We start from the raw sequence: 14,465 nt of genomic DNA, 5'->3' as shown, positions 1-14,465 counted from the left end.
CGCTTACTTGGAGACGACAGCCAGCACGTCGCGAGCAGACAGGATCAGGTACTCCTCGCCGCCGTACTTGATCTCGGTGCCGCCGTACTTGCTGTAGATAACGACGTCGCCCTCAGACACGTCCAGGGGAATCCGCTTTTCGCCATCCTCATCCCAGCGGCCGGGGCCAACTGCGACGACGGTGCCTTCCTGCGGCTTCTCCTTGGCGGTGTCGGGGATGACCAGACCGGAAGCGGTCGTGGTCTCGGCCTCGTTGGCCTGAACGAGGATCTTGTCCTCGAGTGGCTTGATGTTCACGCTCGCCACGATGGAGCCCCTTCACTCATGTTGATGCGGCCCGGGCGGTACCCGAACCAAGGTTTGGTATTTCAGGTGTTCGGCAATCGGTCACACCCTCGCGCCGTCGTCGCGGGTGCCGACACAGGGGGTGTCCGTCTGCCATCTAGCACTCTATACACGCGAGTGCTAGCGCTCAAGGCTTGGGTGTGCCCAGTCCCCGGAGGTTCATCATCAGGTGGGCCGAGACGTCCCCCACCATTTCCACATCGACCAGCCGTTCTGTGAAGTACCAGCCGTCGTCGTCGCGGCCGAATGTATCGGCGTACCGGCCCACCACGATCGGCTGCAAGGGCACGGTTTCGGTCTGCTGCACCACACAGAACGTCGACCGTGCGGTGGCGTTGTCGCCGTTCACCGAGACGATCGGGTTGAGGACGAGGTGGCGTGTGCGCGGTGCGTTGCCGACGTCCGGATATCGCCGGGTGGTGTTCACGAACAGCGAAGCGATGGCCTCGGCGCCCGCCACGCCCATGAACTCGCCGCGTCCCAGCAACTGACCCACCCCGACAAAATCCCCGGCGTCGATGAGCTCGGCGTAGCGGTACAGCAGTTCGGCGATCTCCAACTTGTCGGAAGCACTCACGCGACCTGCCCCTGGACGACGGGCAGGCCGGGATCGCTGGCCACGTGCAATGGCGACGGGGCCGCCCCGGCGGCTATCAGGTGCGCAGTAAATGAGGCGATCATGGCCCCGTTGTCGGTGCACAACCGTGGTCGCGGCACCCGCAGGGTCACCCCGGCGGCCGCGCAGCGTTCTTCCGCGAGCTCCCGCAGCCGGGAGTTGGCGGCCACCCCACCGGCGATCAGCAGGGTGTCGACGCCCAGATCGGTCGCGGCGCGCACCGCCTTCATCGTCAGCACGTCGGCAACGGCCTCCTGGAAGCCCGCAGCCACGTCGGCGGTGTCGAAGTCCGGATGAGACTCCACGTACCGGGCGACAGCGGTCTTGAGTCCACTGAAGCTGAACGCATTCCGATCATCGCGCGGCCCGGTCATCCCGCGCGGGAAGACGACGGCCTGCCGATCGCCGGTGCGGGCCAGGTCGTCGAGCACCTTGCCGCCGGGGTACCCGAGCCCCAGCAGCCGCGCCACCTTGTCGTAGGCCTCCCCCGCCGCGTCGTCGACGGTGGTGCCGAGTTCGACGATGGGCTCACCCAGCGACCGCACATGCAGCAGGTGGGTGTGCCCACCCGAAACCAGCAGACCGACGCTCTCGGGTAGCGGGCCGTGATCGAAGACGTCGGCGGCCAGGTGCCCGCCCAGATGGTTTACCCCGTAGAACGGCACCCCCCAGGCGGCGGCATAGGCCTTGGCGGCGGCCACCCCGACCAGCAACGCCCCCGCCAGCCCGGGGCCGATGGTGGCAGCCACCACGTCAGGGCGTTCGATGCCGGCGGCAGCCAGGGCCCGGCGCATGGTCGGCCCGAGCGCCTCCAGGTGCGCCCGGGACGCGATCTCGGGGACAACCCCGCCGAACCGGGCGTGCTCATCGACGCTGGAGGCCACCTCGTCGGCCAGCAGGGTGACGGTGCCGTCCTCGAGCCTGGCGATACCGACGCCGGTTTCGTCACAGGAACTCTCGATCGCGAGGATCACCGTCATTCGGACTCTCCTGGGGGTTCGCGGCGCATGGTGTAGGCATCGGCGCCGCTGCCTTGGTAGTAGCGCTTACGTAAACCTATGGTCGTGAAGCCCGTCGTCTCGTACAAGGTGATCGCAGCGACGTTGTCGGTTCGGACCTCGAGGAACACCGCCGCGGCGTCGGCATCGGCGCGTTCCAGCAGTGCAGCGAGCAGCCGTCGGCCGATACCGTGGCCCTGACAGGCGGGGTCGACTCCGATGGTGTGCACCTCGTACTCGAACGGCGCATCGTTTCCCAGTCGGGCGATCCCGCCGTAGCCGACCAGGCGGCCGTCGGCGCGGGCGGCCACGTAGTGATTGTGGCCGGCGGCCAACTCCTGCAGGAACGCCTGAGCGGGCCACGGATCGTCGCCCGGGAACAACGTCTCCTCCAACTCGGCGCAGCGCTGTGCGTCAGCCGGGGTCAGCAGGCCCAACACCACCGGGCCGGCGGTCACCGTCCAGCCTGCCGTTCGGCCAACGATTTGGCATCCGGGCGCCGCAGGTACAGCGGCACCAGCGGTTGCGGTTCGACGTCCCAATCCGCAACGGCGGCAACAAGTCCGGCGGGCACTGGATATTCGGGCCCCGACACCGGCAAACCGAACAGCCCCGCGTGGGCCGGCGATCCGGCGACCACCGCCGCCGCACCCGTCACCACGTCGGCGGGTGCTGCGACCGCGGGTCCGTCGACACGCACACCGTCGCGGTACCGGGCCCAGTACACCTCGCGGCGACGGGCATCGGTGACCACCAACGACTCCCCGGGCAACTCCCCACCGATGCCGTCGAGGCTGCACACGCCGAACACCGGGATCTGCAGGGCATGACCGTAGGCGGCCGCACTGGCCATCCCCACCCGCAATCCAGTGAAAGGACCCGGCCCGACGCCCACCACCACCGCATCCAGATCGGCCATGGTCAGGCCACTGTCTTCAATGGCGGCAAGGACATTCGGGGTCAACGTCTCAGCGTGCGCGCGAGGGTCGACGATGCGGCGCTGCGCCAGCGTGACGATGGTGTCACCGACGGTGACGACGGCGGCAGTGACCGCCGGGGTGGCGGTATCCAGAACCAACACGGTGCGAGTCATGTTCCACTCCACTGCCACACCGCGGTGCGGCCTTCGGAATCGGTGAGACGTTCCAGCCGAACGTCGAGGTGGTGATCGGAGAGGCGTTCGGCCAGCCCTTCACCCCACTCCACCACCACCACAGCATCGTCGAGGTCGGTGTCGAGGTCCAGCGAGTCCAGCTCGGCAACCAGGTCGGCGGCGGCATGATCGAGTAGCCGGTAGACGTCGACGTGCACCAGGGCGGGCGCGCCCAGGCGGCGAGCGCGGTGCAGCCGGGCCAACACAAAGGTCGGCGACGTGATCGGTCCGTCGACATCCATCGCTTCGGCGATCCCCTTGGTGAGCAACGTCTTTCCCGCACCCAGCGGACCGGAGAGCACCACCACGTCGCCGGCGCGCAACCCCGCGCCGAGCCGGCGACCCAGCGCCAGGGTGTCGTCGGGGCCGGCGAGTTCCGCAGTGCCCGCATCGAGTTCAGCCACGGGGACGTGCCCGTTGCTTCAGCTGCCGGGTGCGCGCCACCAGCGTGCTCGGAGTGGACCGGTCCACCAGTCGCACCAACGCCTCGTCGATCGGGTCCGGCTGTTCCAGTTGCACCAGATGCCCTGCGCCACCGACAATCAGCAGTTCCGCTTTCGGCAGCTCCGCGGCCATCTCCTCGGAGTGCTCAGCTGTGGTCAGGACGTCCTTGGAACCGCAGGCGATCAGCGTCGGGATCTTGGCCAGCACCGGCAGGGCCGCACTCTCGTCGTGCACACCGAGGGCATGCAGGAAACCGACCATGGTCGGCACCGGAGTGTCGTGGATCATCTCCTCGGCGTACTTGACCACCGTCGGACTCACCCTGTCATCGCCGAACGACGCCGCCTGCAGCACCGGCGCCAAGACCCAGCGCACCGCTCCCCTGCCACGATGCACCAACCCCGGGACGTAGCGTGCCGCAAATCGGGCCGCCTCCAGCGCCGGGTTCTGCAGGATCTCACCAAGAGGTGACCGCGAAAGTCCTTCGGCGGCTGAGGAAATGATGGCCGCACCGACAATGTGCGGGCCGTACCGGCGGGGGAACTGGCGGGCGTGCGAGAGCACCGTCATGCCTCCCATCGAGTGCCCGATCAGCACCACGGAGCCCTTGGGCGCCATGGTCACCAGCACGGTCTCGAGGTCCCGTCCGAGCTGCTCGACGGTGTAGGTGCTCGGCGATGCCCATCCGGACCGGCCGTGACCGCGCTGGTCGTAGAACACCATCCGCACCTGGTCACCCCACGCGAGACTGAGTTCACGGCGCTGAAAGTGAAAGGCCCCCATGTTCATACAGAACCCGTGCGCAAAGACCACCGTCACCGGCGCATCCACCGGACCCACCTCACGCACCACCAGGTCAACGCCGTCGGGTGTGGTGACAACGCAGCCGCGGTCAGCCTCCAGCAGCGCAAAGTCCTCGGCGGTGTAGGGATCCTGGACCAGCTCGCGGCGGGTCATGGATCTGGCAATCGAGGCCCCCGCCACCGCGCCGACCGCACCCAGTCCGGTGGCGCCGGCCAGCCAACCGCGGCGCCGCATCAGCGCCTTCTCGGCGTCGGACTCACTCAACGCCGGCACCCCCGCGGTAGCTGCGAACCACCCGTCCTCGTGGGCTCGTCGCGATTTCGTAGTTGATGGTCCCGGCGATGTCCGCCCAATCTTGGGCGGTCTGCTCGCCGGATCCACCGGGCCCGAACAGGATCGCCTCGTCACCGACCGCAACGTCAGCAGTCCCGAGGTCGACGACAAACTGGTCCATGCAGACCCGGCCGACATTACGACGTCGTACACCGTTGATCAGTACTTCGATCCGTCCGCCCAGCGCACGGAAGATGCCGTCGGCATAGCCCAGCGGAATCAGGCCCACTGTCGTGTCACGGTCGGCCACCCAGGTGTGACCGTAGGACACACCCTCGCCGGCCTTGAGTGACTTCACCAGCGTCACAGGCGCTTTCAGCGTCATCGCCGGGAGCAAACCAAAATCTCCCCGACTGGGAATCGGACTCAGGCCGTACACCGCGATCCCCGGGCGCACCATGTCGAACGCCAGATCGTGGCGGGCGACGGTGGCCGGCGAGTTGGCGATGTGGGCTACCTCGTAGTCCACCCCCTCCGCGCGGGCCAGCGCGCACATCTGGGTGAACCGTTCCCGCTGCATGTCATTGACCGGGCTCTCCGGATCGTCACCACAGGCCAAATGGCTCATGATGCCGCGCACCCGGATTGCCTGATCGGACACCGCGCGCCGCAATGCCGCCAGCAGCGCCGGATACTCGTCGGCAGGCACCCCGTTGCGGTTCAGCCCGGTATCGACCTTGATTGTCACGGTTGCACTGACGCCGGTGCGCTGGGCGGCATCGAGCACACCGTCGAGCTGGGCGAGCGAGGAAACACCGAGCTGCACGTCGGCTGCCAGCGCCGGCGCGAAGTCGGTACCCGGAGGATGCAGCCACGCCAGTACCGGGGCGGTGACGCCGTCCCGGCGCAGTGACAGGGCTTCCCCGACGGTGGCCACCCCGATTTCGGCTGCGCCGGCGGCCAGCGCAGCACGTGCCACCGGCGCGGCGCCGTGACCGTAACCGTCGGCTTTCACCACGGCCATCACCGCCGCCGCACCGGCGTGCCCAGCAAGGATCCGCACGTTGTGCGAGATCGCGTCGAGATCCACCTCCGCGCACGGGGTGACCAAGGGGGTCCGGGTTGTGTTCACCGTCGTAGATTGTCCCAGACTCGTGAGTCCAGCCGGTCAGTGGGCGAAGTGCTGCACGTCGTCGAAGTTGCCACGCGGCTGCAGCTTGTCCAACCGGGCGAGCACCTCGATCAGGTCATCTTTGAGCGCGCGGGCCAGGTCGGTGGACAAGCCCTCCCGGACCACCACCCGCAGCACCGCAACGTTCTCAGCACCCTCGGGCATGGTGTAGGCCGGCACCTGCCAGCCGTAGCTGCGCAGCGCCGCCGAGACGTCGAACTCGGTGTAACCGAAGTCACCGGCAAGGCGGAACGCCACCACCGGGATCGCCGAACCATCGGAGATCACCTCGAAGTGTTCGCTCTTTTCCAGCTCATCGGCGAGCCAGCGGGCCGTGTGGGACAGACAGCTCATCACCTGCCCGTACCCGGCGCGGCCCATCCGCAGGAAGTTGTAGTACTGGCCTACCACCTGGTTGCCGGGCCGGGAGAAGTTCAAAGTGAACGTCGGCATGTCACCGCCGAGATAGTTGACCCGGAACACCAGATCTTCGGGCAGCGCATCGGCGTTGCGCCACACCACAAAACCGATGCCGGGATACGTCAGCCCGTATTTGTGGCCGCTGACGTTGATCGACGCCACCCGCGGCAGCCGGAAGTCCCACTCGATTTCAGGATGCAGGAACGGCACCACAAAGCCGCCGCTGGCCGCGTCCACGTGCACGGGTACGTCGGGTCCGCCGTCGGCGGCCAACTTGTCCAGGGCAGCGCAGATCTCCGCGATGGGTTCGAGCTCACCGGTGTAGGTGGTACCCAGGATGCCCACCACCCCGATGGTGTCGGCGTCGACGTGCTCGAGCACCTGCTCCGGGGTGATGACGTAGCGCCCCTCCTCCATGGGTAGGTAGCGCGGCTCCACTTCGAAGTAACGGCAGAACTTCTCCCACACCACCTGGACGTTGGCGCCCATCACCAAGTTGGGAGTTCTGTTCTTCCACTTGTCGCCGACACGTTCCTTCCAGCGCCACTTCAGGGCCAGCCCACCGAGCATGACGGCCTCGCTGGAGCCGACGGTGGACACCCCGACCGCGGTGGAGGGATCGTCGTCGCGCAGGTTCTCGGCGTGGAACAGGTCGGCCACCATGCACACGCAGCGCTGCTCGATCGCCGCCGTCGCCGGGTATTCGTCCTTGTCGATCATGTTCTTGTCGAACGTCTCTGCCATCAACTTCTCGGCCTCGGGATCCATCCACGTGGTCACGAAGGTGGCGAGGTTGAGCCGGGAGCTGCCGTCGAGCATCAGCTCGTCGTGGATGAAGCGGTAGGCCGCAGATGGTTCCATCGCCTCGTCGGGCAACCGCAGCGACGGGATCGGGGCGGTGAACAACCGCCCGGTGTACGCCGGGGCGATCGATGACGAAGCACGGTTGATGTGCGGCATGGTGTCCTTCCGATTGTGGAGCTGGTTGTTCGTTACAGGCCGGCGATCGACGAGCGGAGATGAGCGAGGATAGGAGACGCCGACACCGGCGCCGGGCGCGGGCCGGGATCGGCGGCGGCCAGACCGGCGGCCCGGGCATGGACAAAGGCGGCAACAGCGGCAGCCTCGACGGCGGGCAACCCCGACGCAAGCAACGCCCCGATCACCCCAGACAACACGTCCCCGGAACCGGCGGTGGCCGCCCAGGACTGACCGGCGGGATTGAGGTAGACGGGTCCGTCGGGATCGGCGATGACGGTGACGTTGCCCTTCAGCAGCACCGTCACTCCGAAGTTGTCAGCCAGCCGGCGGGCGGCGCCGATCCGGTCATCGCCCGGTTCACGACCGGCCAGCCGCTGATATTCACCGGCGTGCGGGGTGAGCACCGTCGGCGCTTTCCGGCTCTGCAACAGCTCCGGGTGGGCAGCCAAGATGGTGAGCGCGTCGGCGTCGACGATCACCGGCAGCTCGGTATTCAGCGCAAAGGCCAGCGCCCGGGCGCCGTCCTCGTTGGTGCCCAACCCCGGACCGACCACCCACGCCTGCACCCGGCCGGCGGAGGCCAGGTCATTGGTGGCGATGACTTCCGGCCAGTGTGAGACCACTTCGGCGGCCGCGGTTCCCGCGTAACGCACCATGCCGGATGTGGCCGCGACGGCAGCTCCGGTGCACAGGATCGCGGCGCCGGGATAGGTTGCCGAGCCGGCCAGGATGCCGGTGACGCCCTGGGTGTACTTGTCGTCGCGGCGGCCCGGGATCGGCCAGTGCTCGCGGACATCGGTCGCCTCGAAGCCGACGATGTCGGTGTCGGGCAGATCGAGTCCGATGTCGATGAGATCGACACGGCCGCAGTCGGCCAGCGCATGAACCGGCTTGAGACCACCGAAGGTCACCGTAACCGCGGCGTGCACGAAGTCGCCGGGGGTCGCGCCGGTGTGGACGTCGATGCCGCTGGGAATGTCCACCGCCACCACGGGCGCCGAGCTGTTCTTGAACACCTCGACCGCATGGTCGCGCAGCGGGCCGGATCCCGAGATCCCGACCACCCCGTCGATCACCAGATCTGTTGTCGCCGAGATCTTCTCGACAATCCTTCCGCCGGCTGCGCAAAACGCCGCCAACCCTGCGACATGGGCACGTTCCGGGTTGAGCAGGATCGCCTCGGCCGCCACCCCGCGGCGTCGCAGCAGCGTCGCCGCCCAGAGTGCATCCCCACCGTTGTCACCGGAGCCGACGACGGCGGACACTTTCCGTCCCGTCACTGCGCCGGTGCGGGTGCGCAGCTCGCCGACGATAGCGGTGGCCAGGCCATAGGCGGCACGACGCATCAGCGCACCCTCGGGGAGGCTGGCCAACAGCGGAGCTTCGGCGGCGCGGATCGCCTCAGCAGAGAAGTAGTGCCGCATCAGTCCCAGTCTCGTCGGTGTTTGCTTTCTGCCCTGATTGGCTCAGGTTACGTGGTCGTCACTGTTAGCGTGGGAACGTATGGTGGACGACCTGTTCAACGTGCTGGTCACGCTCGAACACCGCGGCTGGCAGTCGCTGTGTGATGGCACCGGCGGTGAGTTCTGCCGCAATGTCCTGGCCGACGATGTGCTGATCGAACTCGGCAACGGGACGGTCATGGACAAGGTTGCGCTGGCACAAACACTGGCAAAACCCCTGGCGATGCCGCCGTGGTCCAGCTATCAGATCACCGGGGCACATCTGGTGTCCGTCGGCGCCAAGGCCGCCGCTCTCGAGTACATCGGCACCGGCTATCCCGACACCGGCAATCCCACGTTCGTCGGGACGCTGTGTTCGATGTACCGACGCAGCGAGGACGGCTGGAAATTGGTGCTCTGCAGGCATACCGGCTAGCGGCGGCAGGCGCCGCTACTGCTGTCGGCATTTCCTGCTCCGTCGCTGTTGCCTTCCCTGCCAGTTCCTTCTCTGCCAGTTCCTTCTCTGCCACTGTTCCCTCTTCCTGCCCCGGCTCCCTCCTCCTGCCCAGACCTCTGCTCTCCTCAGTGTCACTGCCCCTGTCTTGTCTTGCCTTGTCTTGTCTTGTCTTGTCTTGTCTTGTCTTGTCTTGTCTTGACGCCGCTGTCACCATCATCGTCGTTGCACCTCCCCGTCGCTGTCGTGATCGGTTGTGGGTGTCGTGATCGGTTGTGGGTGTCGGCCTGTGGATGAAGTGTGATCTGTGGACTGTTGATGTTTGGCCGAAAGTTGCTGTGTCACTTGCGACTCTGCTGTCACAATGGGGCGGGGTGTTGTCAGTGGGTCGGGCTAGTTTCGCAGGTATGGGATCCCCGGCAGCCGCAGACAAAGAGGCGCTGCTTGCTGCCCTGCACCAGTTCGAAACCGCTTCCGCCGCCCTGGGAACGCTCTCGATCGACGGGTTCAACCCGACCGAGTTGCTGGCCATCCAGGCTCGCCGCGAAACCATCGCCCGCCAACAACCCGTCCTCGATCACAAGATCTACCAACGACTCCGCCACGACACCACCCCCACCGCTCTGGGCGACACCACCTGGAAACGGATCCTGGCCGAACGACTCCGCATCAGCGACAGCGACGCTCAACGCCGCCTCGACCACGCCGACGTCTTGGGACCACGCACCTCGTTGACCGGGCAACCCCTGGAACCGGTGTATCCGAATACCTCAGCAGGCCAAGCCGTCGGGGCCATCGGCGCCGAGCACCTCACCACCATCACCCGATTCTTCAAAAAGCTCCCGAAAAGTATCGACTACCAAACCCGCGAAGAGGCCGAGGCCACTCTGGCCCAACACGCCACCCAACTCGGCCCTGACAGCTTCCGCCAGGTCGCCAACCGGCTGCGCTACCTGCTCAACCAAGACGGCGAGTTCACCGACGTGGACCGCCAAGCCCAACGCTGCCTACGCAAAGGGAAGCAGCGCGACGACGGGATGGTCCCGATCTCCGGCTACCTCACCCCCGAAGCCGCCGCCGCATGGGAAGCCGTAGAAGCCAAACTCGCCGCACCCGGAATGTGCAACGCCGCCGACGAGCACCCCACCGTCGATGGACAACCCACACCGGAACAAGTCGCCGCAGACACCCGCACCCCAGGACAACGCAGCCACGACGCGTTCCTGGCCCTCAACCGAGCTATGCTGGCCTCCGGTGACCTCGGCCAACACAACGGTCTACCCGCCACCATCATCGTCACCGCCGAACTCAAAGACCTCGAAAAGGCTGCCGGACAGGGACTGACCGCAGGCGGCACCTTGCTACCGATGAGCGATGTACTGCGCTTGACCTCACATGCCTACCTGTATCTGGCGCTCTTCGACGGCAAAGGCATCCCACTGCACCTGGGGCGCACCCGGCGCACCGCCTCCCCCGGCCAACGCATCGTCCTACACGCCCAACACCGCGGCTGCACAGCCCCGGGCTGCACCACCCCCGGCTACCGCACCCAAGTGCACCATGCGAACCGGGACTGGAAAGACGGCGGCCTCACCGATATCGAAGACCTGACCCTGGCCTGCGGCCCCCACAACCGCCTCATCGAAAACACCGGCTGGACCACCCGAAACCGCACCAGCGACGGCATCACCGAATGGCTTCCTCCACCCCACCTCGACAACGGCCAACCCCGCACCAACACCTACCACCACCCCAACCGCATCCTGACCCCCAACGGGGAAGACAACCAACAAAGCAGCGACGACGAGAGCGGGGACGACCCACCCTGACCAGGCCGATATCGGTGGAACCCCTTCGCTGACAACATAAGTCAGTGAAGCGTGCGGGGCATGCGTGACCGGGCATGCGTGACCGGGCATGCGTGACCGGTGACGCGGAGGCCGGGAACGCGGAGGCCGGGAACGCGGAGGCGGCCAGGATTGGCGCAGGAACTAGCGCGCAATCCCTTCCCAGAAGCGGTGCGCGCGCTGCGCGATCTCCCGCGGGTACTCGCCGTTGATGGCGTGGGTGGCCTCCGGCCATTCCTCGATCTCCGCGTGAGGCAGCAGTTTCCGCGCATGGGCGGCGGCGCGCGACGCGCGCAACACCACACTGCGGCCCGCCAGTAAAGCAAGCACCGGCAGCTGCAGCCCACGCAACTGCTCGTCGGTGAACAGCGTCGGCGCCGGCAACGCCATCACAAAATCAGTTGTGGCAGCGGTTATCAGATCGGCCACTGCAGCCGCCTCACCGATATCGGAACCACCCGTGATCCAACTCAACACCCGACGGCGCACCGCGGTGGGCACCGCCGGAAACATCATCGGGATCGATGCCAGCAGCATCGGCACCGGGATGCGGTCGAATGTCATCGCCGGATCCAGCAACACCAGCGACGCGACGCGGCCCGGCCGTCGTACCGCGTAGTTCACCGCAGCCCAACCGCCGATCGAGATCCCACACAGGTGTACCCGAGAAAGCCCCAGCCCAGCCACTGCCTCGTCGAGCCAGCTCGCCTGGTCGTCGGTATCGGTGATGGGTGCCGTCTGCACGGACAAGCCCGGCTCGCCGAGCAGATCCAAGCAGTAGACATCACGGTGTTCCAGCAGCGGAGGCAGATTGGTCCCGTACACCGGGGTGGGTCCGTTGCGGCCGGGCAGCAGCAGGACCGGCGTTCCGTCGCCCCGCCCGCTGAACCGGTAGACCCGCACGGCGCCGAATGCGGTCGGCACGTCGTGCAGCTCCGCGATCGGCGGCAGCGCGGCAAAACAGCCGCGGTAGTGATTCAGGAAGTGGGTGAACGCATCTGCACCACGGAAGTACCCCACCTTCACATGGGCGCCCAGCTGCACGTCGGGAACGGCGAGGTCGAACGTAGCGTTGATGGGCTTCTCGAACGGAGTGTTGATGGGCCCAGTGTAGGAAAACAGCTCCGAGCCGTCACCCCGCCTAGACTCTCCGCATGGTCTACGGGATGCCGCAAATGCTGCCGCCACCGCCTCCTGTTCCACGCAAGCCGCCCATCTCTGGCGTCGATCTCGGGATCTCCATCACCGCAATCCTGCTGACCGCCGCGTTCGGCGCGGTTGCCGCGTTCATCGGCGTGTTCATGCTGGCGTTCCTCGACACCTGCCCGCCCGCCACGTGCAGTGTTGAGGGGGCGATCGGCTCCGTCGGCGGCGCGCTGCTGATCGCCGCGGCTGTCGGAGTCTCCGGGATCACCTTCACGATCGTCCAGTTGACCCGCCGGGCCAGGGCGTGGCCGATCGCCGTGGGCACTTTGGTGCTGTGCATCGTGATCTGCGTGATCGGCCTGTTCGCCTTCGGCGCGGCCGTCGGCGCCGAAGACGGTTGGCTGAGCTTCAGTTAGAGCGGCGCGCGCGACGACCCGGACACGTGAGTGCGCCCTATTCGACCGTGACGGACTTGGCCAGGTTGCGCGGCTTGTCCACGTCGTAGCCCCGCGCCTGGGCAACCGCCGCGGCGAACACCTGCAATGGGATGGTCGACAGCAACGGCTGGAACAGTGTGGACACCGCCGGGATCTCGATCAGGTGATCGGCGTACGGCCGCACCATTTCGTCACCCTCCTCCGCGATCACGATGGTCAGTGCGCCGCGGGCCTGGATCTCGCGGATGTTGGACAGCAGCTTGCTGTGCAACATCGCCGCCCCCTTCGGAGAAGGCATCACCACGATCACCGGCAGATCATCTTCGATCAGCGCGATGGGCCCGTGTTTCAGCTCGCCCGCGGCAAAGCCTTCGGCGTGCATGTAGGCCAGCTCCTTGAGCTTGAGCGCACCTTCGAGCGCCACTGGGTAGCCGACATGGCGCCCCAGGAACAGCACCGTGGACGACGCTGCGAACCGGCGGGCGATGTCGTGGACCGGCCCCATCCGGGTCAGCACCTCCGACACCAGATCCGGCATCGCCTCGAGTTCCTGATATTCACGCAGCACTTCGTCGGGGTATTTGGTGCCACGCGCCTGCGCCAGTGCCAGCCCGACAAGATAGTTGGCGGTCACTTGCGCCAGGAACGTCTTGGTGGACGCCACCCCGATCTCCGGTCCAGCACGGGTGTAGAGCACCGCGTCACATTCACGCGGGATCTGGCTGCCGTTGGTGTTGCAGACGGCCAGCACCTTTGCCTTCTGCTCTTTGGCGTGCCGCACCGCCTCCAGCGTGTCGGCGGTCTCGCCCGACTGGCTGATCGCGATCACCAGCGTGCTGCGGTCCAGCACCGGGTCCCGGTACCGAAACTCACTCGCGAGTTCGACTTCCACCGGCAGCCGGGTCCAGTGCTCGATCGCATACTTGGCCAGCAGCCCCGAGTGATACGCGGTGCCACACGCGACGATGAACACTTTGTCGATCTCGCGGAGCTCCTGATCGGAGAGGCGCTGCTCGTCCAAGACGATGCGATTGTCCACAAAATGGCCCAGCAGAGTGTCGGCGACCGCGGCGGGCTGCTCGGCGATCTCCTTGAGCATGAAGTACTCGTAGCCACCCTTTTCCGCGGCTGAGAGGTCCCAGTCGATATGGAAAGGCCGGTACTGCACCCCGTCGGTGCTGCCGGAGAAGTCGGTGATCGTGTAGCTGTCGGCGGTGATCACCACTGCCTGATCCTGGCCGAGCTCCACGGCCTCACGGGTGTAGGAGATGAACGCCGCCACATCGGAGCCGACGAACATCTCCCCCTGCCCGATGCCGACCACCAGCGGGGTGGACCGTCGGGCCGCCACGATGGTTCCGGAATCGTCGGCATTGGCGAAGACCAGGGTGAAGTGCCCCTCCAGTCGGGGCAGCACGGCGTAGACGGACTGCACGAAGTCTCCGGCGGTGGGCCCGTCGTGGTAGGCCTTGGCAACCAGGTGCACGGCCACTTCGGTGTCGGTGTCGCTGACGAACTCGACGCCGGCGGTCTCCAGTTCCTGACGCAGCGCGACGTAATTTTCGATGATTCCGTTGTGCACGACCGCGATGCGGCCCGCCGCGTCCCGATGAGGGTGGGCGTTGCGATCGGTGGGACGACCATGAGTTGCCCACCGGGTGTGTCCGACCCCGGTGCTGCCCACCAACGCGGCCGCGTCCGTCTCGGCCAGCGCGGCCTCGAGGTTGGCCAACCGGCCCGCCCGCCGACGCACCGTCATGCCGCCCTTGCCGTCCAGCAGCGCCACGCCGGCGGAGTCGTAACCGCGGTACTCCATGCGCCCGAGCGCGTCCACGACGACGTCGCGGGCATCACGAGTACCCACATATCCGACGATTCCGCACATAAGGGACCAGGGTAGTGCCTCAGCCCAGATACCCCAGCCTGGTAACGGT

Annotated in this window: 15 protein-coding genes; 3 read left to right on the top strand and 12 right to left on the bottom strand. The window is 66.7% G+C overall.

The features are described from left to right. Positions 1 to 3: 3 nt before the first annotated feature. The 10 genes from groES to WBB07_RS15820 form a co-directional block, all read right to left on the bottom strand. A complete protein-coding gene (gene groES / locus WBB07_RS15865) occupies positions 4 to 306 on the bottom strand; it encodes a co-chaperone GroES (protein ID WP_068915716.1) in 303 nt (100 codons plus the stop codon). A 166-nt stretch (positions 307 to 472) separates the two neighbouring features. Further along, the gene (locus WBB07_RS15860; protein ID WP_526309321.1) at positions 473 to 922 is read right to left on the bottom strand and encodes a nuclear transport factor 2 family protein; all 450 of its coding nucleotides are present in this window, start codon (positions 920 to 922) and stop codon (positions 473 to 475) included. Next, positions 919 to 1,941, bottom strand: a complete 1,023-nt coding sequence (gene tsaD, locus WBB07_RS15855; protein WP_526309319.1) for a tRNA (adenosine(37)-N6)-threonylcarbamoyltransferase complex transferase subunit TsaD — start codon at positions 1,939 to 1,941, stop codon at positions 919 to 921. Before tsaD ends, WBB07_RS15860 begins: the two co-directional genes overlap by 4 nt. Next, positions 1,938 to 2,417 (bottom strand): ribosomal protein S18-alanine N-acetyltransferase, encoded by a 480-nt coding sequence (gene rimI, locus WBB07_RS15850; protein WP_526309317.1) that lies wholly within the window; start codon positions 2,415 to 2,417, stop codon positions 1,938 to 1,940. The genes tsaD and rimI overlap by 4 nt, the downstream gene beginning before the upstream one ends. Further along, positions 2,414 to 3,052, bottom strand: a complete 639-nt coding sequence (gene tsaB / locus WBB07_RS15845) for a tRNA (adenosine(37)-N6)-threonylcarbamoyltransferase complex dimerization subunit type 1 TsaB (RefSeq protein WP_526309315.1) — start codon at positions 3,050 to 3,052, stop codon at positions 2,414 to 2,416. The genes rimI and tsaB overlap by 4 nt, the downstream gene beginning before the upstream one ends. After that, entirely contained in the window at positions 3,049 to 3,516 is a 468-nt protein-coding gene (gene tsaE, locus WBB07_RS15840) for a tRNA (adenosine(37)-N6)-threonylcarbamoyltransferase complex ATPase subunit type 1 TsaE (protein WP_526309313.1), read from the bottom strand. Before tsaE ends, tsaB begins: the two co-directional genes overlap by 4 nt. After that, positions 3,509 to 4,594, bottom strand: a complete 1,086-nt coding sequence (locus tag WBB07_RS15835) for an alpha/beta fold hydrolase (protein ID WP_526309402.1) — start codon at positions 4,592 to 4,594, stop codon at positions 3,509 to 3,511. Before WBB07_RS15835 ends, tsaE begins: the two co-directional genes overlap by 8 nt. Positions 4,595 to 4,616: 22 nt before the next feature. Further along, positions 4,617 to 5,765 (bottom strand): alanine racemase, encoded by a 1,149-nt coding sequence (gene alr, locus WBB07_RS15830; RefSeq protein WP_526309311.1) that lies wholly within the window; start codon positions 5,763 to 5,765, stop codon positions 4,617 to 4,619. A 36-nt stretch (positions 5,766 to 5,801) separates the two neighbouring features. After that, complete coding sequence (gad, locus tag WBB07_RS15825; protein WP_526309309.1) at positions 5,802 to 7,184, bottom strand: glutamate decarboxylase; 1,383 nt, start codon at positions 7,182 to 7,184, stop codon at positions 5,802 to 5,804. 32 nt (positions 7,185 to 7,216) lie between these two features. Then, positions 7,217 to 8,629 carry an NAD(P)H-hydrate dehydratase gene (locus tag WBB07_RS15820; RefSeq protein WP_526309307.1) on the bottom strand — a complete coding sequence of 471 codons (1,413 nt, stop codon included), beginning with the start codon at positions 8,627 to 8,629 and terminating at the stop codon, positions 7,217 to 7,219. Between the two features lie 79 nt (positions 8,630 to 8,708). On the opposite strand from WBB07_RS15820, the gene WBB07_RS15815 reads away from it, so the two are divergent. Then, entirely contained in the window at positions 8,709 to 9,083 is a 375-nt protein-coding gene (locus WBB07_RS15815; protein ID WP_526309305.1) for a DUF4440 domain-containing protein, read from the top strand. 425 nt (positions 9,084 to 9,508) lie between these two features. Beyond that, positions 9,509 to 10,930, top strand: a complete 1,422-nt coding sequence (locus tag WBB07_RS15810; protein WP_526309303.1) for an HNH endonuclease signature motif containing protein — start codon at positions 9,509 to 9,511, stop codon at positions 10,928 to 10,930. Positions 10,931 to 11,092: 162 nt separating this feature from the next. Here the strand turns inward: WBB07_RS15810 and WBB07_RS15805 are convergent, their stop codons facing one another. After that, a complete protein-coding gene (locus WBB07_RS15805; RefSeq protein ID WP_526309301.1) occupies positions 11,093 to 11,992 on the bottom strand; it encodes an alpha/beta fold hydrolase in 900 nt (299 codons plus the stop codon). Positions 11,993 to 12,102: 110 nt separating this feature from the next. Here WBB07_RS15805 and WBB07_RS15800 point away from each other — a divergent pair, with 110 nt between their 5' ends. Beyond that, positions 12,103 to 12,510, top strand: coding sequence for a hypothetical protein (locus tag WBB07_RS15800; protein ID WP_526309299.1), 408 nt, complete (start codon positions 12,103 to 12,105; stop codon positions 12,508 to 12,510). 37 nt (positions 12,511 to 12,547) lie between these two features. On the opposite strand, the gene glmS is transcribed toward WBB07_RS15800, so the two are convergent. Further along, the gene (glmS, locus tag WBB07_RS15795) at positions 12,548 to 14,416 is read right to left on the bottom strand and encodes a glutamine--fructose-6-phosphate transaminase (isomerizing) (protein ID WP_526309297.1); all 1,869 of its coding nucleotides are present in this window, start codon (positions 14,414 to 14,416) and stop codon (positions 12,548 to 12,550) included. Positions 14,417 to 14,465: the final 49 nt, after the last annotated feature.

It is taken from the genome of Mycobacterium sp., from assembly GCF_049647605.1.
Classification (GTDB): domain Bacteria; phylum Actinomycetota; class Actinomycetes; order Mycobacteriales; family Mycobacteriaceae; genus Mycobacterium.
This window is presented reverse-complemented; position numbering and strand designations above follow the sequence as displayed.

Excerpts from the sequence above, each read along its gene's own strand:
- tsaD (WP_526309319.1), bottom strand. The coding sequence starts at position 1,941 with ATGACGGTGATCCTCGCGATCGAGAGTTCCTGTGACGAAACCGGCGTC.
- tsaB (WP_526309315.1), bottom strand. The coding sequence starts at position 3,052 with ATGACTCGCACCGTGTTGGTTCTGGATACCGCCACCCCGGCGGTCACT.
- WBB07_RS15835 (WP_526309402.1), bottom strand. The coding sequence starts at position 4,594 with ATGCGGCGCCGCGGTTGGCTGGCCGGCGCCACCGGACTGGGTGCGGTC.
- gad (WP_526309309.1), bottom strand. The coding sequence starts at position 7,184 with ATGCCGCACATCAACCGTGCTTCGTCATCGATCGCCCCGGCGTACACC.
- WBB07_RS15820 (WP_526309307.1), bottom strand. The coding sequence starts at position 8,629 with ATGCGGCACTACTTCTCTGCTGAGGCGATCCGCGCCGCCGAAGCTCCG.
- WBB07_RS15815 (WP_526309305.1), top strand. The coding sequence starts at position 8,709 with ATGGTGGACGACCTGTTCAACGTGCTGGTCACGCTCGAACACCGCGGC.
- WBB07_RS15810 (WP_526309303.1), top strand. The coding sequence starts at position 9,509 with ATGGGATCCCCGGCAGCCGCAGACAAAGAGGCGCTGCTTGCTGCCCTG.
- WBB07_RS15800 (WP_526309299.1), top strand. The coding sequence starts at position 12,103 with ATGGTCTACGGGATGCCGCAAATGCTGCCGCCACCGCCTCCTGTTCCA.
- glmS (WP_526309297.1), bottom strand. The coding sequence starts at position 14,416 with ATGTGCGGAATCGTCGGATATGTGGGTACTCGTGATGCCCGCGACGTC.